The sequence below is a fragment of the Cellvibrio sp. 25HG11W-0 genome (assembly GCF_057815475.1).
Map to the genome: position 1 here is coordinate 4,429,659 of NZ_CM174230.1, position 24,126 is coordinate 4,453,784.

Consider the following 24,126-nt stretch of genomic DNA (forward strand, 5'->3'; position numbering starts at 1 on the left):
CCAGATTTTAAGAGGCTAATAGCTATGAAAGTTCGCGCCCAAATAGGCATGGTGTTAAATCTAGACAAATGTATTGGTTGTCACACCTGCTCGATCACTTGCAAAAATGTGTGGACTTCACGCGAAGGCGTGGAGTACGCATGGTTCAATAACGTTGAAACCAAACCCGGCATTGGTTTTCCTAAAGAGTGGGAAAACCAAGACAAATGGAAAGGCGGCTGGCAGCGCAGCGCCGACGGAAAACTAACGCCGCGCATCGGTGGCAAGTTACGTGTACTCGCGAATATTTTTGCCAACCCCGATTTACCGGAAATTGACGACTACTACGAGCCCTTTGATTTTGATTATCAGCACCTGCATACCGCTGGCAATACCGAGCACCAACCCACCGCGCGCCCGCGCTCATTAATTACTGGGCAGCGCATGGAAAAAATTAATTGGGGCCCAAACTGGGAAGAAATTCTAGGCACCGAATTTGAAAAACGCAAAAAAGATAAAAACTTTGACGATGTTGTGCAAAAAGATATTTACGGTCAATTTGAAAAAACCTTTTTGATGTATTTGCCACGTCTGTGCGAACACTGTTTGAATCCTGCCTGTGTGGCTTCTTGCCCATCGGGTGCAATTTATAAACGCGACGAAGACGGCATTGTATTGATCGACCAAGACAAATGTCGCGGCTGGCGCATGTGTGTATCTGGCTGCCCTTACAAAAAAATCTATTACAACTGGAAGAGCGGAAAATCAGAAAAATGTACTTTCTGTTATCCACGTATTGAAGCGGGTCAACCTACGGTTTGTTCAGAAACCTGTGTTGGTCGTATCCGTTATTTAGGTGTGCTTTTATACGATGCAGATCGTATTCAAGAAGCGGCCTCAGTGGCGAGCGAACAAGATTTGTATCAAGCGCAATTGGATATTTTCCTCGACCCTAATGACCCAGGTGTGATTGCTGCCGCGCAAGCGGAAGGTATACCACAAGCGTGGATTGAAGCTGCACAGCGCTCACCGGTTTATAAAATGGCGGTGGAATGGCAAGTGGCACTGCCACTGCATCCGGAATATCGCACCCTGCCTATGGTTTGGTATATCCCACCACTGTCGCCTATTCAAAATGCCGCGCAAGCCGGTCATGTAGGCATGAACGGTGAAATACCTGATTTGAAATCCTTGCGTATTCCACTGCGTTATCTCGCCAACTTATTAACTGCAGGCGATGAAAAACCGATTGTGCATGCACTCGAACGCATGATTGCCATGCGCGCTTATATGCGCAGTAAACATGTTGATGGCATACAAGATATAGAAGTGCTCAAACAAGTGGGGCTTGATGTAAATACCGTTGAAGAAATGTATCGCTATATGGCGATTGCCAATTACGAAGATCGCTTTGTGATTCCGACCAGTCATCGCGCTTACGCCGAAAATGCCTACGACTTAAAAAGCAGCTGTGGCTTTAGCTTTGGCAACGGTTGTGGCGATGGCAATAATGACGTGAGCTTATTCGGCACTAAAGCTAAAGGGGTTCGTCAAGTCATCCCCGTATCAATTCAGGAGTAATCGCCATGAAAATTTTATCCGTACTTTCACTGTTAATGGATTACCCAGAAAACAATTCGCCTGAATTAATAGCCGAAGTGCAACAGGTAATCCAACAAGCGACACAAGACCTGCAGATACCGGAAAAAAACCAACAACAGTTGCAGCGATTTATCGCGCATTTTAGCTGTCAATCGCTGCTCGATTTACAATCAAACTATGACAGCCAGTTTGAACGTGGTCGCGCTCTGTCATTACATTTATTTGAGCATATTCACGGCGAATCGCGCGACCGGGGGCAAGCTATGGTAAATCTGCAACAACAGTATCGCGATGCAGGGCTTGATATAGGTGTAAAAGAATTACCCGATTATTTACCGCTGTACTTGGAATTTCTATCTACCCAAGGCGAAGAAAATGCGCGCATTGGCTTGGAAGAAGTTGCGCCAATTTTAGCGGTACTCGCCTGCCGCTTGGAAAAACGCGACAACCCTTATGCCGGATTATTTCATTGCCTTATTTTATTGTCGGGCGTCGAAGTCAATCTTGATGAACTGCACAGCCAACTAGAAAATGAAAAACGCGATGACACCCCAGAAGCGCTGGATAAAGTCTGGGAAGATGAGGTGGTGAATTTTGGTGCAGAAAAAAATGCCGAGGCCTGCGGCACCAGCACCGCTCGCCCGAGCGCCCAACAAAGTAAAGATCATGTCGAATTTCTCAACGTCGATGAATTACTTAACCAACAACCAAGCGCACAGGTATAGGAGCCGTTATGAACTATCTCAACACCTTTTTGTTTGGTCTCTATCCATACCTTGCACTGGTTATTTGTTTTATTGCCAGTTGGATTCGCTATGACCGTGAGCAGTACACTTGGAAGGCCAGCTCCAGCCAATTACTCGAAAGCAAACAATTAAAAACCGGCAGCCGTTTATTTCATATCGGCGTCATAGTGGTATTAATGGGGCATTTTGTCGGCCTATTAACCCCGGTAGAACTGTGGCATTTGCTCGGCATTCACGCCCACCATAAACAAATTATCGCCATGACGCTCGGCGGTATTTTTGGAGTTATTTGTTTTATCGGTCTCAGCATTTTATTGCGTCGCCGTTTATTTAATCCGCGTGTGCGTGCCACCAGTAGCAGCATGGACATAGCAGTATTGCTGCTGCTTTATGTGCAATTAATATTAGGTTTAGGTTCGATATTTGTATCAGCCAACCATATGGACGGCGCCGAAATGTTGCTGTTGATGAGCTGGGCGCAAAACATTGTGACCTTTGATCCAACACAAGCCAGCGCTGCCATTGCACCGGTACACTGGATTTATAAACTGCATGTGTTTTTAGGCATGAGTTTGTTTGTGGTGTTTCCGTTTAGCCGTTTAGTGCATGTATTTAGTGTTCCAGTTAAATATCTTGGACGCAATTATCAAATCGTGCGCAAAAAAGCTTGGCATTAATGCCCGGCTTTTAACTCACAACATTTAATTTGCATAACGGTATAACCAGCGCCTATAGCAGCGGAGCACAGCATGATTAACGTTAATCAAGCCACCATTACTGAACAACACATACTCACTGAAATGCAATATCACCCTGCCGATACCCAGCGAAATGCGATGATGAAAGCGGCCGAGAGTTTAATTATTAGCGAATTGCTGCGTCAGCGCGCTGCTGAGCTGGGGTTAGTTGTCGGCAGCGATGACAGTGCCGCCTCGGATGATGACTTTCTAGAAGCGTTGTTTGCTCAAGAAGTGAATCTGCCCAGAGCTGGCGAGCAAGAGTGTCAGCATTATTTTTTAACCAATGCAAAACGCTTCACCAGCTCACCCCTAATTGAACTGCAACATATTTTATGTGCGGCGGACCCAACCGATGAAAGCGCGCGCATTACCGCCAAACAAGATGCCGAAGCGTTGCTGATTAAATTACAACTCGGGCAAGACTTTGCACAATTAGCACTTGCGCACTCCGACTGCCCGTCTAAAGCCGAAGGCGGTGATTTAGGTGTGATCAGTCGAGGGCAAACGGTTCCCGAATTTGAACGGCAATTATTATTGTTGCCCGTGGGTTTACATCACCAACCTATCGAGAGCCGCTACGGTTATCACATCATTAAAGTCGGCCGTATCACTCCAGGGCATGCACTGCAGTTTGATGATGTAAAAGAAAAAATTGCCGATTTTTTACAAGAGCGCGTACGTCACAAAGCGATTGCACAATATATTCAAAACCTGATTAGCGATGCAAAAATCGAGGGTTATGATTTTAGTGTCGCCGCTTCACCCTTGATGCAATAACCATTGAAGCAGTAATCACTTAGCAATAATCACCGAGGATAGAATCATGGCTCAACCCAGCACCAATGATTTACTTGAGCGCAGCCTAGGACAATTAGCACGCAATATTCCCGGCGCTACCGCAGTGTTTCATGAAATGGAGTTGGATTTTTGCTGTGGCGGCAATAAAAGTTTGCGCACCGCCGCAGAACAAAAAAATATCAATGCTCAGCAACTTGAGCAGCGCCTATTAAGTTTAGTTACGGGTACACAACTGCCTGCCACTGAAACCATGCCGCTGCACGAACTAATTGATTATATTTTAGAAAATTATCACGCTGTACACCGCCTAGACTTACCCGAACTCATTCGTTTAGCTGAAAAAGTGGAGCGGGTACACGGCAACAAAGAAGAATGCCCCACGGGTTTAACGGCGCACTTAACACACATGGCGCAAGAACTAGAAGCGCACATGCAAAAAGAAGAAAACATTCTCTTCCCCATGATCAAACAGGGTTCTGGCACCATCGTGCTTGGCCCCATTAGCGTGATGCGTCACGAACACGACGACCATGGTGCCGCGCTGCAGGAACTGGATCGTCTAACCAATAATATCAAACCGCCACTCGGCGCCTGCAATACCTGGCGTGCACTCTATTTAGGGTTGGATAAATTAAAACAAGAACTGGTGGAGCACATCCATCTGGAAAATAATGTGTTATTCAGCAAGCTGGAAGAAGATTTCTATCGCATTCAAGCCCAGGGAAAAACCAGCGGCTGCGGTGGCTAACCCATGAAAGCCAACACGGTAGATGCAATGCGCAACTTAACGCAAGACATTCGCCGCGCCATCCCTTTTGATGAAATGAATGATGTGCGAGTCTGTGCCGGATTGTGTATTGGCTGCTCAAAAAAATTATTGGAATATTTGGAACAAGAAGTGGAATACTGGGAAACCCAGCTTACCTTAGGTGAAACGCCCAGTTTAGGAGACATTCAAAAGCTGGCGCGCTCGGGTAAAAAAATTTATAAGGTATTACAGCTTAATAAAATCCTCTAAGGCAAGGAGACAGCTATCAAAGCTCATACAATAAAATCTATTCCTGCGTGGTTAAGCTAAGAATGTCACCACTTTTATCAAACACCAAATAATTGTGCACCATGCCAGTGTTGATACCGGCGATCATGGCATCGAGCGGTTTGTTTGCGTCTTCACTGCTGGGTACATGGTCGCCTTTTCCTGCGAGGCTCGCAACAAATACGATGGACCATTCCTGCCCAGTATTACTCGCCTCGGCGATTAAATCCTGAAACGAAGTAATTTCGTTCGGCGTTTTATCGACGCACATTTTGGGGGTTAAAAAACCGCCCTCGGTTGCCCCACCTTCTGCCACATCATCAATTTGGGTAAACACCAATAAAATACGCTGCGCATCGGTTTGCGCGCGCGCGACTGCTAAAAAATCATCAAACGTTTCCATAAATTGCCTCTGAATTAATCGCCAGTATTTATTTAATAACTACTCAACATAAGTGCAATTTACGCAATCGCTGCGCCGAATTAAATACCTACAAAGGTGTAATACCAGCCCAATACCTAAACCCTACCCAATACCTAAGCCCTAGTTGTTCCTGCAAAGTTATTGGTTACTACAGGCTTAGCATGGCAACTGCACCCCTGGTACACCACTCACAACCTACGCTGCAGTTCACAAATACGGCCAATTACCCCATTAGGGGTATTCACAAGGCTAATTCCAGAGCCTAACCTACACAACATATAGATTTAATATAAAAAATAACACTACATGTGGTGGTTTATGCAGAATTATCTGAATTACATTAATGAGCAAATTGTCTGGCAAGAGGTGCCCGGCGAAACGGCCTTGGCCTACACCATTACCGGTTGCCCGCTGCGCTGTGAAGGTTGCCATAGTAGTGAGTACCGCAATGCCAACGTGGGCGAGCAATTAAGCCAAACGTATTTTGCGCAGCGTTTGGTCGATTATCGCGGGCTAATTAGTTGTGTGTTGTTTTTAGGTGGCGAGTGGCAGCCAGAATTATTACTGCCTTTTTTAGAAATGGCGCGGGCCGAACAATTGCACACCTGCCTTTATAGTGGTTTTGAATCGGTTAACTCGCGCCTGCTACCACACCTGACTTATTTAAAAACCGGAGCATGGGATATGGCACGCGGCGGTTTGGACAACCCAAATACCAATCAACTCTTTATCGATTTACGCAACCAACAATTATTAAATCATAAGTTTCATAAACCCGCACAGGCGTCACTACAAGGAGCAACTCATGCTACGACTTAATCCCGAACAGCTCGATGCAAAATTACAATTTATTGAAAATTACTTGCAGGCTGAAAACGCCGCCGATGGCTCCGCAATGGATGCCAACGCCAATGTGACGCAAAAAAATATGGCGACACTAGAAGCGGAAATGATGAAAGACTTTTTTATTCAGGTGAATCGCTCGCAAGTCAGCCGCAAAATCAGCGAGTTATTTGGCGAGCCGATGGGCAGAGAATATATTCGCCAAATTGAACAGCACGAAATCTATGTGCACGATGAAACCAGCTTAAAGCCCTACTGCGCCTCTCTCACCATGTACCCGTTTTTATTAGATGGATTAACCAAGCTCGGCGGCGAATCTAAAGCACCACAGCATTTAGAATCTTTTTGTGGCACCTTTGTCAATTTTGTTTTTGCGGTGAGCGCGCAGTTTGCAGGAGCGATCGCCACGGTAGAGTTTTTAACCTACTTTGATTATTTTGCGCGGCGTGATTTTGGCGATGATTATTTAACCACCCATACCAAAGTGATTGAAAACCATTTGCAGCATGTGGTTTATGCGCTCAACCAACCGGCGGCGGCGCGCGGTTATCAAAGTGTGTTTTGGAATATCTCTATTTACGATCAACATTATTTTGATTCTATGTTTGGCAGCTTTGTCTTCCCTGACTTTAGTAAAGCCAACTGGCACACAGTGGCGCCGCTGCAACAATTTTTTATGAGTTGGTTTAATGCCGAACGCAGCAAAACATTATTGACCTTCCCCGTGGTGACAGTCGCTATGCTGACCGATAAAGGGCAGTGCAAAGACCAAGCCTTTGCCGAAGAGATTGGCACACAATTATCACAAGGCAGTGCATTTTTTATGTACTTGTCCGACAACGCCGATTCACTTGCCTCCTGCTGTCGCCTGCGCAACGAAATTAGCGACCACACCTTTTCTTACACCCTCGGCGCAGGCGGAGTTGCCACCGGCTCCATTAACGTCATCACTATCAATATGAACCGGCTGGTGCAAGATGGGCGCGATTTATTAGCGGAGGTGAAAAAAATTCACTGCTATCAAGTGGCCTATCGCACGCTAATGGAAGAGTATTTAGCGGCGGGCATGTTAAATGTTTACTCCGCCGGTTTTATCAGCTTGGAAAAACAATTTCTCACAATCGGCATTAATGGCATGGCCGAGGCCGCTGAATTTCACGGTATTAAAGCGAGCAACAACCCCGACTATATCGCCTTTGTACAAGCGCATTTAAAGGTAATCTACAACGCCAACCGCGCCGCAAAAACAGAATACGGCTATCTATTTAATACTGAATTTGTACCTGCCGAGAACCTCGGCATTAAAAATGCGAAGTGGGATAAAGCCGATGGCTATAAGGTTAACCGCGATTGTTACAACTCCTATTTTTATGTAGTGGAAGATGAAATGACCAACCCACTGGATAAATTTAAGTTACATGGCAGAGAGCTGATTGATTATTTGGATGGTGGCTCCGCCCTGCACTTGAATTTGGACGAGGCCTTAACCGCTGAAGCCTATACTCGTCTGATTAATATTGCCGCTAAAACCGGCTGCAATTATTTTTGTATCAACGTAAAAATTACTATTTGCAACAGCTGTGAGCACATCGATAAACGCACCCTACACCAGTGTTCAGTCTGCAACTCAAGCGATGTTGACTATGGCACACGGGTGATTGGCTACCTAAAACGTATCTCCTCATTTAGCGCTGGGCGCCGTAAAGAGCACAAACTGCGTCACTATCATTTACAAAAAAACAAACCGGTCGAAGCTGCCGTCACAATCAATCGCACTTATACCGAAATTGTCGCACTCAGCGCGTAACTCTATAATTCTAAAAAACTCATCCTCAATTTCTGCACCCGGCGCCCCTTAGCCGGTGTGCAGTTTTTTATATCTACATCAAACCTAAATGCGATACTGCTCCACCATGTCCGCAAACTGTAAGAGCGCACGCGCAAGGCGCACATTCACTTGTTGTGGCAACTCAATGCTCGCCAAGAGATTTTTAATGCCCAAACCCAATTCTGTATCGCCACTCATTTCTAAACGGCGCTGAAAAAACAACATGTCGGGATCGAGTTTTTGCGTGGCGATTAATAACAAATCATAACTGCTGGCTGCAAAACGCACATCGACATGAGGACGTGTTGCACTTACTAGCAACGTGCGCGCGCGATAAGTTAGGGTGAACTCAAGGTCTATATCGGTAATGGCAATGGTTAGATGCTTGTCATTAAAGAAATCCAACTCACCCGCCGCACTATTCTTTTTAAAGGCATAGTTCAGTGACCGCTGTAACGCATATTGCTGCAACACATTCGGCGACTTGCGTGCGAGCCAGCTCATCACCCATGGCAGCTTATGCACCAGCACTTTCGATAATGCTTCTGCGGTTTGGTGTGTCAGCCGCTCTACCTCTTTATTTACCCTTTGTTGGTATAACATTTTGTTACCTCATGATCGACAATATGGCTATTGCACAACTCGCATTTCATATGATGACAAGGCAGGTGAATGCTGGCTATAAACCTTTGGAGGTAGGTGATGGAACTTTTATGCCCCGCCGGAAATATTCCCGCTCTGAAAGCCGCTATCGAAAATGGTGCTGACGCTGTTTATGTCGGCTTGCGCAACAATACTAATGCGCGCCATTTTGTGGGGCTCAATTTAGATGCACTGAAATTAAAAGAAGCGGTGATTTATGCGCATCAACATGGCTGCAAAGTCCATGTGGCGATTAATACCTTTGCCCACCCCGATAGCTGGGACGACTGGACGGCGGCAGTGGATGAAGCTATCGCCTGCGGCGTTGATGCATTAATTATTGCCGACCTGAGTATTTTACATTACGCGAGTGAGCGCTACCCCCACGCGGAATTACACTTGTCGGTGCAGGCCTCGGCCACCAATGCCGCCGCGATAGATTTTTACGCGCAGCAATTTAATGTGCAGCGGGTGGTTTTGCCGCGCGTACTGTCACTCGCGCAAGTAAAAAATATTGCTCGTTCCTGCACTACCCCCTTAGAGGTTTTTGCTTTTGGTAGCCTGTGCATTATGGCCGAGGGGCGCTGCTATTTAAGTTCATATTTAACGGGCCAATCGCCCAATACGGCTGGCGCCTGCTCACCGGCTGAATTTGTGCGCTGGGAAAATACTGACGGTGTTTTAACCTCGCGTTTGAACGATGTATTAATTGATCGTTTTGGTACAACTGAAACGGCAGGCTATCCCACACTTTGTAAAGGTCGCTTTAATCTAACGGATGAACCCGAAAAAGCGCCTTATCACGCATTAGAAGAACCAACCAGTTTAAATACCATGGAGCTGCTGCCCGAATTGTTAGCACTGGGAATTCGCTCATTAAAAATTGAAGGGCGTCAGCGCAGCGCCGCCTATGTCGCGCAGGTTACCCGTGCATGGCGTGCAGCGATTGATTGCTGCCGCGCCGACCCTGAAAAATTTTTAGTGAAAGCAGAATGGCAAGCTGCCCTCGCGCAACTGGCCGAAGGTAGCCAAACTACACTGGGCGCCTATGAGCGGCAGTGGCGATAAAAGTAAAAGGTTGCGATTATGAAATTTTCACTCGGCCCAATTTTATATTTTTGGGATAAAAATAGCGTATTGGATTTTTATCGCTCTGCCGCTGAATCCACAGTGGATATTATTTATTTAGGTGAGACTGTATGCCCCAAGCGACGCGAATTGCGTTTGGAAGATTACCTCGCCATTGCCCACCAATTGCGCGAGGCCGGTAAAGAAGTTGTACTCTCCAGCATGACACTACTGGAATCTCCCGCCGATTTACGCGAGCTGAACCGCTATTGCGACAATGGCGATTTTTTAATTGAAGCCAATGATGTGGGCGCTGTAGGTTTGCTAAATGAGCGAGGGCTGCCGTTTGTAGCAGGCAATACACTCAACTGTTACAACCAACACAGTTTGCGCTACTTAATGAAAATGGGCATGCAGCGCTGGGTAATTCCGGTGGAGTTACCGCTGCGCTGGATCAATGCCATGTTGGCCAGCAGCGAAATAAACGATGTGCGCGAATGTTTTACTACTGAGTTATTTGCCTTTGGCCACATGCCGCTCGCTTGGTCGGCGCGCTGTTTTACCGCGCGCGCCGAGGGAAAACCCAAAGACCAATGCGATTTATGCTGCAATAAATATCCGGCGGGGCGCACCGTAACCAGTCAGGAGGGCGAGATATTATTTACCTTGAATGGTATTCAAACCCAATCCGGTTATCGCCACAATCTCATTAACGATTTACCAGCGCTGCACAATAGCGTGGATATTATTCGTTTAAGCCCGCAAGCCAATGGCACTTTTGTATGGCTCGAACGTTTTCAACAGCAAATACAAAACCCAACCCTGTTTCCGCTACAAAAACCTGACTGCAATGGTTTTTGGCATGACCAAGCGGGCAAAGCATTAATCATCGCCAGCAGCGGAGCAGATTAATGGACCAAACCATTGCCGTGGTGCTGGCCGGTGGTCGCTCAAGCAGAATGGGTGGCGAACCGAAATGCCTCTGCCCTTTAGGCAAAGCGCGCATCATCGATGCCCTATTAACCCGACTTGCCCCACAAGTGGATGACATCATTTTAAATGTCGCACCTGGCTCAACACTGCGCGAGGCTATTTTTACCCAATCGCACATTGATCCTGCGCAAATTCATGTCGTTGAAGACACATACCGCGATTTTCTGGGGCCACTTGCGGGTATCGCCAGTAGCATGCAGTACATGCGCACGCATTATCCCACTGCGCGCTGGTTGCTCAGTGTTGCTTCCGATACGCCATTTATCCCTGCGGATTTATACAAGCAATTGTTACACGCAGCACAACACAGCGAACATTCCATTTACGTCGCGCAACACAACCATCAACAACACTATGTGATTGCCCTGTGGAATGTTGCACTGCTACCGCAGTTGGATGCCATTTTACGCGCAAATAAAAAGTACCGAATGCAAGATGTATTGCGTTTATTGGGCGCAACGTCGGTTGATTTTTCCAACGCCGATCAACACGCATTTTATAACGTCAACACTCTGCAAGATTTACTTACTGCACATTCAATAATCGCACAATAAACCTGCCATTTTTGACTACCTCATTATGGGTAGCGCCTACCTATTCAAACCACCGCGCAGCCGTAACAAGCCTAGTAAACTTCTGGTGAAGAGCCCCACCTAATAATACTCACACTGCAACTTATTGGCATCGCTAGGAGATAGTTATGGAAAAAAGTGAATACAAAGCCTGGTCAGTGGTTATCGCCAGTACGTTTTCATTTACCATTTGTTTTATGATTTGGATGATGTTTGCGGTTATCGGCATTCCCATCAAAGAAATACTCGGACTTAATGAAACGGAATTTGGTTTATTAATTTCCATGCCAGTATTGACCGGATCGTTAATCCGATTACCCATGGGCATGTGGACCGATCGCTTTGGCGGAAGAATAGTATTTTTAATTTTAATGCTCGCCACCGTAATTCCCATCTGGTTAATTTCTTACGCTACTGTTTATTGGCAGTTTTTAGTATTGAGTTTATTTGTGGGGATTGCCGGTGGCTCATTTACCGTTGGCATTGCCTATTGCGCACGCTGGTTTAAAAAAGAGCGTCAAGGTTTGGCGATGGGAATTTTTGGCGCAGGCAATACCGGTGCTGCAGTAACTAAACTGGTGGCACCACTGCTTGTAGTAGCTTATGGCTGGACAATGGTTCCCAAAGTTTACGCCGTGCTAATGCTGATTACCGCAATGCTATTTTGGTTTTTCAGTTTTACCGATAAATCCCACAGCGCAGCCAGCAAAGTCACCATTAAACAACAGCTCATGGTGTTGAAAGATCCGCGCGTATGGCGCTACAGCCAGTATTACTCCATTGTGTTTGGCGGCTATGTGGCGCTCTCACTATGGATGACAAAATACTACATCACCGAATATGGTTTTGATTTAAAAACGGCCGCACTGCTGGCGGTTGCATTTAGTTTACCCGGTGGCATGCTGCGCACATTGGGCGGCTACTTCTCCGATAAATTTGGCGCTCACACAGTCACTTGGTGGGTACTTTGGGTATCACTTGTGTGTTTGTTTTTTCTCTCTTACCCACCCACTGAAATTGTCATCACCACCATTAACGGCCCAATGAGTTTTCACTTTGGTTTGGGCGCAACCAGTTTCACGATTATTATGTTTGCCATGGGCACAGCTTTTGCGGTGGGTAAGGCATCGGTGTTCAAATATATTGCTGATGATTACCCGCAAAATATTGGTGTCGTGTCCGGCATTGTCGGTCTCGCGGGCGGCTTGGGTGGTTTTATTTTGCCGATTATATTTGGCGCACTGGTTGATTTAACCGGCGTGCGCTCATCTGCGTTTATGTTTATGTTTGGCATCATCTGGACATCATTAATGTGGATGTACTTTACCGAAGTTCGCCCAGTACATGCCGAACAAGAATTACAACGCAATCTGCAACAAAATTAATGCTATTCAATAGAGCTTGATGCAGATCAAACGCAACAAGCTCGCCATTTTTATACTGCTTACAGTTTATTTTTACCATTGTATAAACGTATCAGGACACAATCATGACCAACAAAAATACCGACTTACCATTAGTCTATTCCTGCTCAGGTTGTTCAAATGTGGCGCAACTGGCCAATGATTTAGCGGTGACATTAGACCGTGAAGAGCACGCGCAAATGTCCTGTATTGCCGGTGTTGGCGGCAATGTAAAAGGGCTGGTTAAACTCGCACAATCAGATCGCCCCATTTTAGCCATCGATGGCTGCAAAATTGCCTGTGTAAAACGCACTCTCGCACTACACCAAGTCACCCCGCGCTGGCACTTAGAATTAAGCACCTTGGGTCTACAGAAGAAAGAACATGCTCATTGCACCGCGAACGATATGTACAAAGCATTAACCGCAGCGCACCAGTTATTGCTTACTACGGATGCAAATCATCGCCGATAACAAAAAATTTTAACTTCTCTATTGTAACCTTATTATATTCACTGAACCGATCGGACAAACCTCAATACAGGTGGGTGCCGCGTAATAGTCTTTACACTGCACACAATTTTGTATATTTATTTCGTAGTGCAGTGCGCCTTTAGTTATCGCCTCAACTGGACATTTTGGTACACACATATCACAATTAATGCAACTCGCATCAATGCAAATAACAAAACTCACGTCGCCTCCAACAATCGCACCAACATAGTTTGTGCAATATTATCGCCGATGATTACTTGCGTGAGGGTAGGCACATATACCTTGTGACCAGAGCCAGGAGCGCACCTAATTGGCAGACGCTGTTGATCGAATAATTGTGCAAGTTTAAATCTATGATTGCCCGCTGGAGTCATTAACAATAACTCATCACCCACTGAGAAATAATTTTTTACCTCAACCGCCCAAAAATTAGGATCATCACTTAGGCTAAGCTCACCCACGATTTGCTGCATCCCTTCACTGTGGCCACGGGTATAATTTTGCATAGCTTCGGTTTGCAATTGATGGCGACGCAAAAATCCTTCGGTATAACCACGATTCGCAAGGCCCTCCAACTCGGTTAATAATTCCGGATTAAACGCCTTACCTAAGGCCGCATCCTCAATGGCACTGCGATACACCTGCGCGGTGCGCGCAACATAGTAGGGCGATTTTGTGCGACCCTCAATTTTTAACGAATCCACCCCAATCGCCATTAATTTTTCTACCAACGCCACTGCGCGTAAATCTTTTGAATTAAACAGATAACTGCCCTGCGCATCTTCTTCTAATAAATAGTTTTCACCCCGCTGATCGGGATTAGTTACCAACATAGTTAAACTGGCTGGCGACTGCGCACAAGCCGAAGATAGCCCAGGGGACTGTATTAATGATTGCTCCGCACACTCGCCTTTGGCTTCATAGGACCAACGGCACGCGTTAGTGCAAGCCCCCTGATTGGGGTCGCGCTTATTCATATAGTTAGAAATTAAACAGCGCCCCGAATACGCCATGCAGAGCGCGCCGTGTACAAATACTTCTAATTCCATTTCAGGGCAGCGCCGTTTTATTTCGGCGATTTCAGGCAAACCCAGCTCGCGCGATAAAATCACTCGGGTAATACCCTGAGTGTGCCAAAATTTTACCGCCGCCCAATTCATGCTATTAGCCTGCACTGATAAATGCATGGGCATGTCAGGAAAAGCTGCGCGCAATAAAAAAATCACCCCCGGATCGGCCACAATCAGTGCATCCGGCCTAAGCGCAATAATCGGTGCCAGCTCTTGCACCAAGGTATTAATTTTACTGTTGTGGGGCATAAGATTGACCACCACATAGAATTGTTTATGGAGCTGGTGCGCTTCTGTAATCCCTAAGGCTAAATTCTTTAAGGTAAATTCATTATTGCGCACCCGCAAACTCAAACGCGGCAATCCCGCGTAGACGGCATCAGCACCATAGGCAAACGCCATGCGCATCGACTTTAAACTGCCTGCCGGTGATAGCAGCTCTGGGCGTTTAAGTTTGATGAGGATATTACCGGTGCTGTAGCTCTGCATATTAAAAGTAACCTTACAAAATTAACTAAATACCCATTTTAACCGCCGCAAAAGCCCGAGTATTTGATCTAACATAAATGCCCCACCTACTACCCCTAAAGAGGTAAATGGCGCACCTCTTCACGGTAATTACACCGCACAGCTAATCCCGCTACTATAAAAACACGCCGAGCTTACTGTTGTTATTCCTAAGGTCATCCTGACTATGGTGGTAAGCCAATGGGTGTGTTTAGAAATGAACACGCCTCCCGCATTTGGAAAGGTGTTTTATGCAAGTGGAATCACCACTAGAGGATAGCTTTGCGCGCGCCTTCAGTTATCTGCGCTTATCGATCACGGAAAAATGTAATTTTCGTTGCACCTATTGCTTACCCGATGGCAGCGAATGCTATTCCACTAATGACGATTTAACCCTAATTGAAATTAGTCGTTTAGTAGCAGCCTTTGCGTTGCTCGGTACCAGAAAAATACGTATCACCGGTGGTGAACCCTCACTGCGGCGCGATCTGTGCGGCATTATTAGCATCTGCAAAACCACTCCCGGCATTGAATCCGTTGCCCTCACCACCAATGGTTTTCGCTTAGAAAAAGATGTGGCGCATTGGCGCGCTGCAGGGCTTGATGCGCTCAATGTGAGCATTGATAGTTTGCGACCAAACATGTTTAAGCTAATTACCGGCAGCGGCAAGTTGCAAAGTATTTTGGCGGGCTTGGAACAGGCGCAAGAATTAGGTTTTAAGCAAGTCAAAATTAACAGCGTATTGCTGCGCGAACAAAATGCTCAGGAATTGGATAGCTTTTTAGATTTCATTAAACAGCGCCCGATTACCCTGCGTTTTATTGAATTAATGCGCACCGGTGATAACGCTGAATTTTTTTCCCAGCAGCATTTAAGCGGCGACACCATTCGCACACGCTTATTAACTGAGGGCTGGACGGAAAAACTGCGCAGTAAACACGCAGGCCCCGCCAAAGAATTTATCCACCCCGATTATTTAGGTTCTATGGGTTTAATCATGCCCTACAGCAAAGACTTTTGCGCTGACTGCAATCGCCTACGCGTTTCCAGCAAAGCCGAATTATTTTTGTGTTTGTTTGCCGAGCAGCATCACTCTATGCGCGAATTATTGGGCAGTGATGACCCACAACCCCTAATGGCATTTTTACGGGACCGTTTAACGCTGAAAAAAGCAACCCATTATCTACACGAACAAACCACTGGCGCTACACGCCATTTAGCCATGATTGGCGGCTAACACTCACTGACCCCGCGAGGCATCTATGAGCCATAATACTACCGAGCAAACCCTGCCGCTTTCTATTGCGGTTTTAACTGTATCTGACACCCGCAGCTTTGCTAATGACACCTCGGGCGATGCCTTAGTAGGACGTTTGCAACAAAGTACACATCTACTCGGCGCACGCGCATTAGTGATCGACGATATCTATATAATTCGTGCGCAATGCTCCCAGTGGATTGCCGATGAAACAATACAAGTAATTTTAATTACCGGCGGCACCGGTTTTACCGGGCGCGATTCAACACCCGAGGCAATAACGCCGCTGTTTGATAAAAAAGTTGAAGGTTTTGGAGAGTTATTCCGTCAGATTTCTTATCGCCATATAGGTACCTCAACAATTCAGTCGCGCGCGGTTGCGGGGCTGGCAAACAACACCTTAATTTTCTGCCTACCCGGCTCTACCAACGCCTGTAAAACAGCGTGGGATGAAATTATTAAATACCAATTGGATTCAACCCAAGGGCCTTGCAACTTTGTGCCACATTTAAAAAAGACCGAGCGCACGCTGTGTGGTTCACGCGCTTAATGATCAACAATATTCATTCACGCTAAAACAACAGGAATCATCTTGTGACTAGTGCAATATCTTTGCCTGCAGTATTAACCCATCTCGATCCTACCGGTGCGGCCTGTATGGTAGATATCAGCGATAAGCAACCTAGCCGCCGAAGTGCGGTAGCGAGTGCGGTTATCAGCACCCGCCCCGATGTGATTGAACTGATTAACAATGCTGGTTTAAAAAAGGGCGATGTGCTCGCAGTTGCACGGGTAGCGGGCATTATGGCCGCTAAAAAAACTGCCGATTTAATTCCCCTATGTCACCCACTCGCCTTATCAAAAGTCAGTGTGGATTTTGAGTGTGATGTAGCAGTTGGCGCCATTTTTATTAGCGCCACCTGTGTTACTACAGGGCAGACAGGCGTGGAGATGGAAGCGCTAACCGCCGCGAGTATTGCCGCGCTCACTATTTACGACATGTGCAAAGCAGTGGATAAACACATGGAAATTAACAGCATATTCTTAGAGAAAAAATCCGGCGGTAAATCCGGCGAATGGTTGCGAGAGGAGGCAATATGATAAGTGTGTGTTTTTTTGCAGAGCTGCGTGAGCGTTTAGATTGCGCGCAATTAAATATTGATAACTTTAGTGGACAAACAATCGCTCAACTTTTACAGATCATTAATACACAGCACCCGCAGTGGGATAGTATTTTTGCCGAAAAAAAATGGTTGATCGCCGTTAATCATGCCATAGCCAAACTCACCACTACCATCAACGATGGTGATGAAGTCGCTTTTTTCCCTCCGGTCACCGGAGGTTAATACAGTTTATGAATGCCAGTGTGCGCGTACAACACCAAGACTTTGATCTGAACCACGAGTATCAACTGCTCAAAGCGGGAGATGGCCAGTGTGGCGCGGTGGTAATGTTCAGCGGCCTAGTGCGCGATTTTTTACCGCCACAGCAACTGCTTGATCTCACTCTTGAGCACTACCCCAGCATGACCGAAAAAGCACTCAATGAATTAGTCACGCAAGCGCATGAGCGCTGGAAATTATTGCACGTCACTATTGTGCATCGGGTCGGGAAATTATTACCGGGCGAACAAATTGTATTTGTCGGCGTGAGCAGTGCACATCGCACCAATGGCTTTGAATCTGCTCAATTTTTAATGGATCAGTTAAAAACCCGCGCGCCTTTTTGGAAAAAAGAAAGCCTGAAGTTAGATCCACAACAACCCACACAAAGCCACTGGGTTGCCGCAAAATATAGCGACGAACAATTAGCGCAGCGTTGGTAGGTATTGGCGCAGCAATTAGCTGCCTGAACAATTACTAACATCAATGTTAATTCAACATTTTTTCAAGGATTTTGCTATGACCGAACCCAATTCTACTACTGAGGTTGACTCGCTTGCTCATCAGCAAAAAGCTACGGAATTACAAGCCGCCTCGCTTGATATTTGGGATAAAAAATATCGTTTAAAAGATGCCAGCGGTGCGGCAGTTGATGGCTCGGTAACCGATACCTGGCAGCGCATTGCTAAAACGTTGGCGCAGGTTGAACCTAAACGCCAAACCCATTGGGAAAAGGAGTTTTTATGGGCGCTCAGCATGGGCGCAATACCGGCGGGGCGCGTTATTTCTAATGCGGGTGCTGAGGCTTTTAAACCTGCCACCTCCACTATAAATTGCACAGTATCGGGCACCATTGAGGATTCAATGCGCGGGATTTTGGAAAAAAATCTTGAGGCAGGTTTAACCTTAAAAGCCGGCTGCGGGATTGGTTATGAATTTTCGACCTTGCGCCCCAAGGGGGCTTATGTGGCAGGTGCAGGTGCGAATACATCGGGCCCGCTGTCGTTTATGGATATTTTCGACAAGATGTGTTTTACCATTTCCTCCGCAGGCGGTAGACGCGGTGCGCAAATGGCCACCTTCGATGTGCATCACCCAGATGCAAGCGAATTTATTGCCGCTAAGCGCGAAGACGGCCGTCTGCGGCAATTTAATTTATCGCTGTTAATTACCGATGAATTTATTGCTGCGGTAAAAAATAATGCCGATTGGCCGCTGTCATTCCCCATCACCGAGCGCGACTTAAAAACCGATACCCATCTCACCGACAGCACCAAAATTGTCTGGCGCAGCCTTGCGTATCTTAGCGATAAATATGTGCGTAATGAGCAGGGGCAAGTGGCGTGCAAGGTCTATCAAATCGTGCCTGCGCAAAAATTATGGCAAGAAATTATGCGCTCGACTTATGATTTTGCAGAGCCGGGTTTTATTCTCATCGACCGCGTTAATGCGTGGAATAACAATTGGTTTTGCGAAACCATTCGCGCGACCAATCCCTGCGGTGAGCAACCTTTACCGCCCTACGGCAGCTGTTTATTAGGTTCAATTAATTTAACTCATTTTGTGCAGCAACCTTTTACTGAACAGGCCAGCTTCGATTGGGAAACCTATAAGCGTGTGATCACAATATTCACTCGCATGCTCGACAACGTGGTGGAAATTAATGGCTTGGCCTTAGCTGAACAGCAAGCCGAGCTGCGCCGTAAACGTCGCCATGGTATGGGCTTTTTGGGTTTGGGTTCAGCGCTTACACTCTTGGGTATTCCCTACGGCAGCCCCGCCTCGGTGGCCTTTACCGAGCAGGTGAGTAAGGAGTTAGCACTTGCGGGTTGGCGCGCTGGTTTGGCGTTAGCAAAAGAGAAAGGCGCAGCGCCCATTTTTGATGAAGAGTTTACCCTCACCGCCGCCATGTTCACCCAGCAACCCGCATTAGCCGAGCACTATAAAGTGGGCGATAAAGTATTAGGCAAGGTGCTGCACGCACACTACAGCCACTACATGAATTTAATCGCCGAGGAAGATGCGGAATTAATCGCCGAGATTGCGCAACACGGCTGCCGCTTTACTCATCACAGTTCTATCGCTCCTACGGGCACCATTGCGCTGTCTTTAGCTAACAATGCCAGTAACGGTATTGAGCCGAGTTTTGCTCACCATTATTCACGCAATATTATTCGCGCCGGACGCAAAAGCAAAGAAAAAGTAGATGTATTTTCTTACGAGTTATTGCGTTACCGAAGCCTTTGCGATGCTAATGCCATGCCCTACCCCAAAGCGGGCGAGGTGGGTTTGCCCGAATATTTTATTGTGAGCGATCAAATTACCCCTGAACAACATGTAGATGTGCAGGCGGCGGCGCAAAAATGGATTGATTCATCCATTTCTAAAACCATTAATGTACCTACCGATATTACCTTTAACGATTTTAAAGATATTTATTTGTATGCCCACGCGCGCGGCTTAAAAGGTTGCACCACCTTTCGCTACAACCCCGAAGCATTTCAAGGCGTGCTGGTGAAATTACAAGACTTGGCCAATACCACCTATTGTTTTGATCTGGCCGATGGCACGCAAGTGGAGCTGCAAGGCAATGAATCAGTCGAGTATGACGGCGAGCTGCATACTGCCGCTAATTTGTTTGACGCCATCAAAGAAGGTTACTACGGAAAATTTTAAGGGTAATAAACCATGACTGTTAAAGTAATTACGCAAAAAATTGTCGGCGTTTCGGTAAAAGCCGCTGCTACGCCCGTTATTGTGCCCACAATTGAACCTGTACCCAGCTTAGAGATAATCGACGAAAATTTTGATCGCCCAGAAACTTTGGTGGGTGCGACTTATAAAATCAAAACGCCGTTTTCAGATCATGCGCTCTATATCACCATCAATGATGTGATACTCAATAGAGATTCGGATCACGAAACCCGCCGCCCTTTTGAAATTTTTATCAACTCCAAAAACATGGAGCACTTTCAGTGGGTAGTAGCACTCACCCGCGTGATCTCGGCGGTGTTTAGAAAAGGCGGTGATGCCACTTTTTTAGTTGCAGAATTAAAAGCAGTATTTGATCCGCAGGGTGGCTACTTTAAAACCGGCGGACGTTTTATGCCGTCCTTGGTGGCCGAAATTGGCGACGCCATAGAAACCCACATGAAGAGCATTGGTTTAATTAAAACCGAATCACTACCCGATTATCAAAAAATTATTTTAGAAGAAAAGCGCCAAGAATATGAAGCACGCCATAACTTAATAACCGCCGCTGGCGAATACCCTTCAAGCGCAGAACTCTGCCTTAAATGCCACACAAAAGCCGTGATAGTGATGGATGGCTGTAAAACCTGCTTGAGTTGCGGCAACTCAAAATGCGGTTAATGTTTTGAGTGCAATAAAACACAATGTATAGCTCTCAGCGTCACTTACCTCTTAAGGGCTTTATGTCATAGAAAACAGCGATTGAACAAACCCACAAAACCCGCAAAAAACTAATGGGTTGAAGTAAAAGATAGCGGCCAGAAATTAGCACTGTGCTGGTAGGCATTTACTCAGCAAACAATGAGTCATAAGCGCCTTGATGGCTCATTAATGAATCATCACTCCCCACTTTGCCACTTTCGACGCTGCTTATACCTTTAGGCTCCGCGTTACTCGAAAAAGTAAATTAGATCTTCTTTATTGGCTTTTATCCAATGAGACAGCCAACCATCCTAATGTATTATTCCTGTTGGGCTTAATGTTTGTCGACTGCATTGAATTTGTCGTTCGTAGTGAATTTCTAAGGCTTGCCTCTCTGAAAAATAAAGTGTATGTTTCAGTTATGAATAATTGCCCTTTCTTTTCTCATATCTTAACAAGTGCGGTGCAGCGAAATTACGTTGCTCGCGCCTTCCATATTTTAGGCGATTAAGTTTTTATTATTACTTAATCGCCTGTTCGGTCTTCCAATTAATTCCACTTATATTTTGTTGCCTATTTAAGGCGACTAATGATTTTCTTTTGTCTAAATTTTAGGTGAGGTAAAAAATGGCTATTGCAGAAAGCAGTGCACTTATTATTTCCGATCACGACTATCAGCGATTACTTCCATTAACGGAGAAGTATCAAACTGCAACAGCAGAGCTGCTTGAAGATGAGTTGGGCCGTGCAGACGTTGTGAGCGATGCGAATTTCCCTGCGGATGTTGTTGCAATGAATTCGTGCGTTACATTTTTGGATTTGAGTTCAGGTGAAAAATCTACTGTTAGCTTGGTGTATCCACAGGAAGCAAACATTGACGAAATGAAAATTTCCATTCTCTCTCCAATTGGAAGTGCTCTTATTGGTTTGAGAGTGGGCGGAAAAATTGATTGGCCTTTGCCGGGCGGTGCTATTAAGCACCTGCAAGTGGTTACCGTTGTTCAAGCAGAAAAACTATAAATCTTAATTCAATCACCGAGGGTGTGTTATGAAAGTGGTTAATGAACGGCTAGAAAAAATATTTGCGCATGTGGTGAAACATAACTTTGGTGAGCTTGAATTTCATCAGGCAGTAAAAGAAGTTATCGAAACCTTGGGGCCGGTACTGCATAAACACCCTGAATATATGGATCAAAAAATCATCGAACGCATTTGCGAGCCTGAGCGCCAAATTATTTTTCGTGTGCCTTGGCAAGATGATCAAGGTGAGGTGCAAATAAATCGTGGTTTTCGTGTGGGGTTTAATAGCACGCTTGGGCCATATAAGGGTGGGTTGCGTTTTCATCCTTCCGTGCATTTAGGGACTATTAAGTTCTTGGGCTTTGAACAAACCTTTAAAAATGCTTTGTCGGGTATGCCTATTGGTGGTGCAAAAGGCGGCGCTGATTTTGATCCTAAAGGAAAATCCGATTCGGAAGTGATGCGTTTCTGTCAAAGTTTTATGACGGAGCTTTACCGCCATATTGGTGAGTTTACTGACGTGCCTGCTGGCGATATCGGCGTAGGCGCGCGTGAGATTGGCTATTTGTTTGGGCAGTACAAGCGCATTACTAATCGCTATGAATCGGGTGTATTAACCGGTAAAAGCCCGCTGTGGGGCGGTGCGTTGGTAAGACGTGAAGCGACTGGTTATGGCGCTGTTTATTTTGCGCAAGAAATGCTGAAAGTGCGTGGCGATTCATTGGAAGGAAAAACCTGCGTTGTTTCGGGTTCAGGTAATGTGGCTATTTATGCTATTGAAAAATTACAAATGCTAGGTGCAACAGTGGTTGCCTGCTCTGATTCAAATGGTTTTATTTCAGACCCTAAAGGCTTGAATCTCGACACCATTAAACAATTAAAAGAAATTGATCGCGCTAGAATAAGTACCTATATTAAATATCATCCACAAGCTACCTATGTTGAAGCGGGAAATATTTGGGATGCTCCCTGTGATTTGGCCTTTCCCTGCGCGACTCAAAATGAGTTAGACGCAACATCTGCAGCGACTCTTGTGAGCAATGGTTGTAAGGCCGTGATCGAAGGGGCAAACATGCCGGTGACCCCTGACGGCGCCAAAATATTTATCGATGCGGGTGTTGCATTTGCACCAGGTAAAGCAGCCAATGCCGGTGGTGTTGCTACTTCAGCATTGGAAATGCAACAAAACGCAAGCCGCGATACCTGGACGTTTGAGCATACGGAAAAGCGTTTACAAGTCATTATGCAAAATATCCATAACAACTGTTATCAAACTGCAGCGGAATATGATTCGCCAGGAAATTATGTCATTGGCGCAAATGTTGTTGGTTTTAAACGTGTTGCGGATGCAATGATTGCTTTTGGTGTTATATAACTGAGTCTATCGCCAGATAATTTTCTGCTGGGCAATAGTGCGTAAATGGTTAATCGCTTGGTTAACTGTGTCAGGCGCACTATCGTCTCGGTAGATGGCATAAATTGGATAAGTAAACTCAGGCGCGTTGGGTACCTGAAATAATTTTTTCTCTTCAATATAACGCTGTACTACACGCGCACGAAAATAACCGCTACCTGAATACTGAAGTAAATATTCCAGAGCAAGTAAACCGAAATCAATAGCTAGTTCTGTTCGACGTTTACCTGGAAATGCTGAGTCGTGTTGTTGTTCATATACGGGTCCCCAATCAACATAGATATAAGGTTCCGGCGTTTCGGCTGCCACCATAATTAATTTTTCCTCCAGCAATAATTCAATCTTTAATCCTGGTAGATATTCTGGTCGGTATACCAGGGCTATATCCAAGACCCCATGATTAACGCGATTAATTAACGTGCTGGCATCACCCGTTTCCACCCGAATCGCCAATGAATTATGTGTGGAGCGCAGCTCTGCAATCCAATTTAGTAATAACGGATTCCATAACGCCAACTCGCCTCCAATAGCGATAGATTTTGTTTTTTCTTCCGGTAATGGCACATCGAATTTTGCTTTTTCCCAAAGCTGAACAATTTGGGTGGCATAGGTTACAAATCGCTCACCCTCCTCCGTCAATGATGCGCCGGCACGATTGCGCACGAATAACTGACAACCAAGTTGTGCTTCCAAATTTTTGACACGAGCAGTAACCGCAGTTTGGGTAATGTGCAATCGCTCACCTGTGGCAATGAGGCTGCCAGATCGCACAATGTCTAAAAACGTTTTTGCAAGTTCAATATCCATCTCATATACCAAAAATTTTGATACTAAAGTGCATTTAAATTCATTATTCAAAATAATTCTACATCAATATGATGCTTACAAGTGATTTCGTTTATCTATTTATAGG

At 45.8% G+C, this 24,126-nt stretch carries 27 protein-coding genes and 1 riboswitch; of the genes, 22 read left to right on the forward strand and 5 right to left on the reverse strand.

From position 1 onward, the window contains the following. Nucleotides 1-24 precede the first annotated feature (24 nt). From narH to AC0KUT_RS18620, 6 genes are all read left to right on the forward strand, one after another. Entirely contained in the window at nucleotides 25-1,560 is a 1,536-nt protein-coding gene (narH, locus tag AC0KUT_RS18595) for a nitrate reductase subunit beta (RefSeq protein WP_488831898.1), read from the forward strand. Between the two features lie 5 nt (nucleotides 1,561-1,565). Beyond that, nucleotides 1,566-2,306 carry a nitrate reductase molybdenum cofactor assembly chaperone gene (gene narJ, locus AC0KUT_RS18600; protein ID WP_488831899.1) on the forward strand — a complete coding sequence of 247 codons (741 nt, stop codon included), beginning with the start codon at nucleotides 1,566-1,568 and terminating at the stop codon, nucleotides 2,304-2,306. 8 nt (nucleotides 2,307-2,314) lie between these two features. Further along, entirely contained in the window at nucleotides 2,315-3,004 is a 690-nt protein-coding gene (gene narI, locus AC0KUT_RS18605) for a respiratory nitrate reductase subunit gamma (RefSeq protein WP_488831900.1), read from the forward strand. Nucleotides 3,005-3,076: 72 nt separating this feature from the next. Beyond that, on the forward strand, nucleotides 3,077-3,844 hold the full coding sequence (locus tag AC0KUT_RS18610; RefSeq protein ID WP_488831902.1) for a peptidylprolyl isomerase: 768 nt from the start codon (nucleotides 3,077-3,079) through the stop codon (nucleotides 3,842-3,844). A 46-nt stretch (nucleotides 3,845-3,890) separates the two neighbouring features. After that, entirely contained in the window at nucleotides 3,891-4,613 is a 723-nt protein-coding gene (gene ytfE, locus AC0KUT_RS18615) for an iron-sulfur cluster repair protein YtfE (protein WP_488831903.1), read from the forward strand. Between the two features lie 3 nt (nucleotides 4,614-4,616). Then, complete coding sequence (locus AC0KUT_RS18620; protein ID WP_488831904.1) at nucleotides 4,617-4,883, forward strand: hypothetical protein; 267 nt, start codon at nucleotides 4,617-4,619, stop codon at nucleotides 4,881-4,883. 37 nt (nucleotides 4,884-4,920) lie between these two features. Here the strand turns inward: AC0KUT_RS18620 and AC0KUT_RS18625 are convergent, their stop codons facing one another. Then, nucleotides 4,921-5,304 (reverse strand): ribonucleotide reductase subunit alpha, encoded by a 384-nt coding sequence (locus AC0KUT_RS18625; protein WP_488831905.1) that lies wholly within the window; start codon nucleotides 5,302-5,304, stop codon nucleotides 4,921-4,923. 339 nt (nucleotides 5,305-5,643) lie between these two features. Here AC0KUT_RS18625 and nrdG point away from each other — a divergent pair, with 339 nt between their 5' ends. Together nrdG and nrdD are read left to right on the forward strand one after the other, a co-directional pair. Then, nucleotides 5,644-6,144 (forward strand): anaerobic ribonucleoside-triphosphate reductase activating protein, encoded by a 501-nt coding sequence (nrdG, locus tag AC0KUT_RS18630; protein WP_488831907.1) that lies wholly within the window; start codon nucleotides 5,644-5,646, stop codon nucleotides 6,142-6,144. Beyond that, entirely contained in the window at nucleotides 6,131-7,975 is a 1,845-nt protein-coding gene (gene nrdD, locus AC0KUT_RS18635) for an anaerobic ribonucleoside-triphosphate reductase (protein ID WP_488831908.1), read from the forward strand. Before nrdG ends, nrdD begins: the two co-directional genes overlap by 14 nt. 84 nt (nucleotides 7,976-8,059) lie before the next feature. On the opposite strand, the gene ubiT is transcribed toward nrdD, so the two are convergent. Then, complete coding sequence (gene ubiT, locus AC0KUT_RS18640) at nucleotides 8,060-8,599, reverse strand: ubiquinone anaerobic biosynthesis accessory factor UbiT (protein WP_488831909.1); 540 nt, start codon at nucleotides 8,597-8,599, stop codon at nucleotides 8,060-8,062. Nucleotides 8,600-8,698: 99 nt separating this feature from the next. Between ubiT and ubiU the strand changes: the two genes are divergently transcribed. The 5 genes from ubiU (at nucleotide 8,699) to AC0KUT_RS18665 (ending at nucleotide 13,147) form a co-directional block, all read left to right on the forward strand. Continuing rightward, nucleotides 8,699-9,706 (forward strand): ubiquinone anaerobic biosynthesis protein UbiU, encoded by a 1,008-nt coding sequence (gene ubiU, locus AC0KUT_RS18645; RefSeq protein WP_488831910.1) that lies wholly within the window; start codon nucleotides 8,699-8,701, stop codon nucleotides 9,704-9,706. A gap of 18 nt (nucleotides 9,707-9,724) precedes the next feature. Then, nucleotides 9,725-10,618 (forward strand): U32 family peptidase, encoded by an 894-nt coding sequence (locus AC0KUT_RS18650; protein ID WP_488831912.1) that lies wholly within the window; start codon nucleotides 9,725-9,727, stop codon nucleotides 10,616-10,618. After that, nucleotides 10,618-11,253, forward strand: coding sequence for a molybdenum cofactor guanylyltransferase MobA (gene mobA, locus AC0KUT_RS18655; protein WP_488831913.1), 636 nt, complete (start codon nucleotides 10,618-10,620; stop codon nucleotides 11,251-11,253). The genes AC0KUT_RS18650 and mobA overlap by 1 nt, the downstream gene beginning before the upstream one ends. A gap of 146 nt (nucleotides 11,254-11,399) precedes the next feature. Then, complete coding sequence (locus AC0KUT_RS18660; RefSeq protein ID WP_488831915.1) at nucleotides 11,400-12,656, forward strand: MFS transporter; 1,257 nt, start codon at nucleotides 11,400-11,402, stop codon at nucleotides 12,654-12,656. Nucleotides 12,657-12,760: 104 nt separating this feature from the next. Beyond that, nucleotides 12,761-13,147, forward strand: a complete 387-nt coding sequence (locus AC0KUT_RS18665) for a putative zinc-binding protein (RefSeq protein WP_488831916.1) — start codon at nucleotides 12,761-12,763, stop codon at nucleotides 13,145-13,147. 18 nt (nucleotides 13,148-13,165) lie between these two features. Here AC0KUT_RS18665 and AC0KUT_RS18670 read toward each other — a convergent pair whose 3' ends face one another. Next, complete coding sequence (locus AC0KUT_RS18670) at nucleotides 13,166-13,324, reverse strand: 4Fe-4S dicluster domain-containing protein (protein WP_488835785.1); 159 nt, start codon at nucleotides 13,322-13,324, stop codon at nucleotides 13,166-13,168. Between the two features lie 41 nt (nucleotides 13,325-13,365). Further along, nucleotides 13,366-14,727 carry a prephenate-dependent tRNA uridine(34) hydroxylase TrhP gene (gene trhP / locus AC0KUT_RS18675; RefSeq protein WP_488831917.1) on the reverse strand — a complete coding sequence of 454 codons (1,362 nt, stop codon included), beginning with the start codon at nucleotides 14,725-14,727 and terminating at the stop codon, nucleotides 13,366-13,368. A 153-nt stretch (nucleotides 14,728-14,880) separates the two neighbouring features. Continuing rightward, a riboswitch (molybdenum cofactor riboswitch) is annotated at nucleotides 14,881-15,008 on the forward strand. On the opposite strand from trhP, the gene moaA reads away from it, so the two are divergent. From moaA to gdhA, 9 genes are all read left to right on the forward strand, one after another. Next, nucleotides 14,997-15,983: a GTP 3',8-cyclase MoaA gene (moaA, locus tag AC0KUT_RS18680; RefSeq protein ID WP_488831919.1), complete on the forward strand. Its 987-nt coding sequence runs from the start codon at nucleotides 14,997-14,999 to the stop codon at nucleotides 15,981-15,983. (Overlaps the previous riboswitch by 12 nt.) Before the next feature lie 25 nt (nucleotides 15,984-16,008). Then, on the forward strand, nucleotides 16,009-16,554 hold the full coding sequence (moaB, locus tag AC0KUT_RS18685; RefSeq protein ID WP_488831920.1) for a molybdenum cofactor biosynthesis protein B: 546 nt from the start codon (nucleotides 16,009-16,011) through the stop codon (nucleotides 16,552-16,554). Between the two features lie 107 nt (nucleotides 16,555-16,661). Next, nucleotides 16,662-17,105 (forward strand): cyclic pyranopterin monophosphate synthase MoaC, encoded by a 444-nt coding sequence (moaC, locus tag AC0KUT_RS18690; protein ID WP_488835787.1) that lies wholly within the window; start codon nucleotides 16,662-16,664, stop codon nucleotides 17,103-17,105. After that, a complete protein-coding gene (locus AC0KUT_RS18695) occupies nucleotides 17,102-17,350 on the forward strand; it encodes a MoaD/ThiS family protein (RefSeq protein WP_488831922.1) in 249 nt (82 codons plus the stop codon). The genes moaC and AC0KUT_RS18695 overlap by 4 nt, the downstream gene beginning before the upstream one ends. 8 nt (nucleotides 17,351-17,358) lie before the next feature. Then, the gene (gene moaE, locus AC0KUT_RS18700; RefSeq protein WP_488831924.1) at nucleotides 17,359-17,829 is read left to right on the forward strand and encodes a molybdopterin synthase catalytic subunit MoaE; all 471 of its coding nucleotides are present in this window, start codon (nucleotides 17,359-17,361) and stop codon (nucleotides 17,827-17,829) included. Nucleotides 17,830-17,905: 76 nt separating this feature from the next. Then, complete coding sequence (locus AC0KUT_RS18705) at nucleotides 17,906-20,062, forward strand: adenosylcobalamin-dependent ribonucleoside-diphosphate reductase (RefSeq protein WP_488831925.1); 2,157 nt, start codon at nucleotides 17,906-17,908, stop codon at nucleotides 20,060-20,062. Between the two features lie 12 nt (nucleotides 20,063-20,074). Beyond that, nucleotides 20,075-20,758: a TSCPD domain-containing protein gene (locus AC0KUT_RS18710; protein ID WP_488831926.1), complete on the forward strand. Its 684-nt coding sequence runs from the start codon at nucleotides 20,075-20,077 to the stop codon at nucleotides 20,756-20,758. A gap of 648 nt (nucleotides 20,759-21,406) precedes the next feature. Continuing rightward, nucleotides 21,407-21,799 carry a nucleoside diphosphate kinase regulator gene (rnk, locus tag AC0KUT_RS18715; protein WP_488831928.1) on the forward strand — a complete coding sequence of 131 codons (393 nt, stop codon included), beginning with the start codon at nucleotides 21,407-21,409 and terminating at the stop codon, nucleotides 21,797-21,799. A 28-nt stretch (nucleotides 21,800-21,827) separates the two neighbouring features. After that, nucleotides 21,828-23,174: an NADP-specific glutamate dehydrogenase gene (gene gdhA, locus AC0KUT_RS18720; RefSeq protein ID WP_488831929.1), complete on the forward strand. Its 1,347-nt coding sequence runs from the start codon at nucleotides 21,828-21,830 to the stop codon at nucleotides 23,172-23,174. Between the two features lie 6 nt (nucleotides 23,175-23,180). Here gdhA and AC0KUT_RS18725 read toward each other — a convergent pair whose 3' ends face one another. Continuing rightward, nucleotides 23,181-24,071, reverse strand: a complete 891-nt coding sequence (locus AC0KUT_RS18725) for a LysR family transcriptional regulator (RefSeq protein WP_488831931.1) — start codon at nucleotides 24,069-24,071, stop codon at nucleotides 23,181-23,183. Between the last annotated feature and the right edge of the window lie 55 nt (nucleotides 24,072-24,126).

Bases quoted from the DNA above. Each gene is read 5' to 3' on its own strand.
- AC0KUT_RS18705 (WP_488831925.1), top strand. From the start codon at position 17,906: ATGACCGAACCCAATTCTACTACTGAGGTTGACTCGCTTGCTCATCAG.
- AC0KUT_RS18625 (WP_488831905.1), bottom strand. From the start codon at position 5,304: ATGGAAACGTTTGATGATTTTTTAGCAGTCGCGCGCGCGCAAACCGAT.
- AC0KUT_RS18650 (WP_488831912.1), top strand. From the start codon at position 9,725: ATGAAATTTTCACTCGGCCCAATTTTATATTTTTGGGATAAAAATAGC.
- AC0KUT_RS18665 (WP_488831916.1), top strand. From the start codon at position 12,761: ATGACCAACAAAAATACCGACTTACCATTAGTCTATTCCTGCTCAGGT.
- rnk (WP_488831928.1), top strand. From the start codon at position 21,407: ATGGCTATTGCAGAAAGCAGTGCACTTATTATTTCCGATCACGACTAT.
- trhP (WP_488831917.1), bottom strand. From the start codon at position 14,727: ATGCAGAGCTACAGCACCGGTAATATCCTCATCAAACTTAAACGCCCA.
- AC0KUT_RS18660 (WP_488831915.1), top strand. From the start codon at position 11,400: ATGGAAAAAAGTGAATACAAAGCCTGGTCAGTGGTTATCGCCAGTACG.
- AC0KUT_RS18695 (WP_488831922.1), top strand. From the start codon at position 17,102: ATGATAAGTGTGTGTTTTTTTGCAGAGCTGCGTGAGCGTTTAGATTGC.
- moaB (WP_488831920.1), top strand. From the start codon at position 16,009: ATGAGCCATAATACTACCGAGCAAACCCTGCCGCTTTCTATTGCGGTT.
- moaE (WP_488831924.1), top strand. From the start codon at position 17,359: ATGAATGCCAGTGTGCGCGTACAACACCAAGACTTTGATCTGAACCAC.
- mobA (WP_488831913.1), top strand. From the start codon at position 10,618: ATGGACCAAACCATTGCCGTGGTGCTGGCCGGTGGTCGCTCAAGCAGA.
- AC0KUT_RS18670 (WP_488835785.1), bottom strand. From the start codon at position 13,324: ATGTGTGTACCAAAATGTCCAGTTGAGGCGATAACTAAAGGCGCACTG.
- narH (WP_488831898.1), top strand. From the start codon at position 25: ATGAAAGTTCGCGCCCAAATAGGCATGGTGTTAAATCTAGACAAATGT.
- moaC (WP_488835787.1), top strand. From the start codon at position 16,662: ATGGTAGATATCAGCGATAAGCAACCTAGCCGCCGAAGTGCGGTAGCG.
- ubiU (WP_488831910.1), top strand. From the start codon at position 8,699: ATGGAACTTTTATGCCCCGCCGGAAATATTCCCGCTCTGAAAGCCGCT.
- AC0KUT_RS18620 (WP_488831904.1), top strand. From the start codon at position 4,617: ATGAAAGCCAACACGGTAGATGCAATGCGCAACTTAACGCAAGACATT.
- AC0KUT_RS18610 (WP_488831902.1), top strand. From the start codon at position 3,077: ATGATTAACGTTAATCAAGCCACCATTACTGAACAACACATACTCACT.
- AC0KUT_RS18710 (WP_488831926.1), top strand. From the start codon at position 20,075: ATGACTGTTAAAGTAATTACGCAAAAAATTGTCGGCGTTTCGGTAAAA.
- moaA (WP_488831919.1), top strand. From the start codon at position 14,997: ATGCAAGTGGAATCACCACTAGAGGATAGCTTTGCGCGCGCCTTCAGT.
- narI (WP_488831900.1), top strand. From the start codon at position 2,315: ATGAACTATCTCAACACCTTTTTGTTTGGTCTCTATCCATACCTTGCA.
- gdhA (WP_488831929.1), top strand. From the start codon at position 21,828: ATGAAAGTGGTTAATGAACGGCTAGAAAAAATATTTGCGCATGTGGTG.
- narJ (WP_488831899.1), top strand. From the start codon at position 1,566: ATGAAAATTTTATCCGTACTTTCACTGTTAATGGATTACCCAGAAAAC.
- ubiT (WP_488831909.1), bottom strand. From the start codon at position 8,599: ATGTTATACCAACAAAGGGTAAATAAAGAGGTAGAGCGGCTGACACAC.
- ytfE (WP_488831903.1), top strand. From the start codon at position 3,891: ATGGCTCAACCCAGCACCAATGATTTACTTGAGCGCAGCCTAGGACAA.
- nrdD (WP_488831908.1), top strand. From the start codon at position 6,131: ATGCTACGACTTAATCCCGAACAGCTCGATGCAAAATTACAATTTATT.
- nrdG (WP_488831907.1), top strand. From the start codon at position 5,644: ATGCAGAATTATCTGAATTACATTAATGAGCAAATTGTCTGGCAAGAG.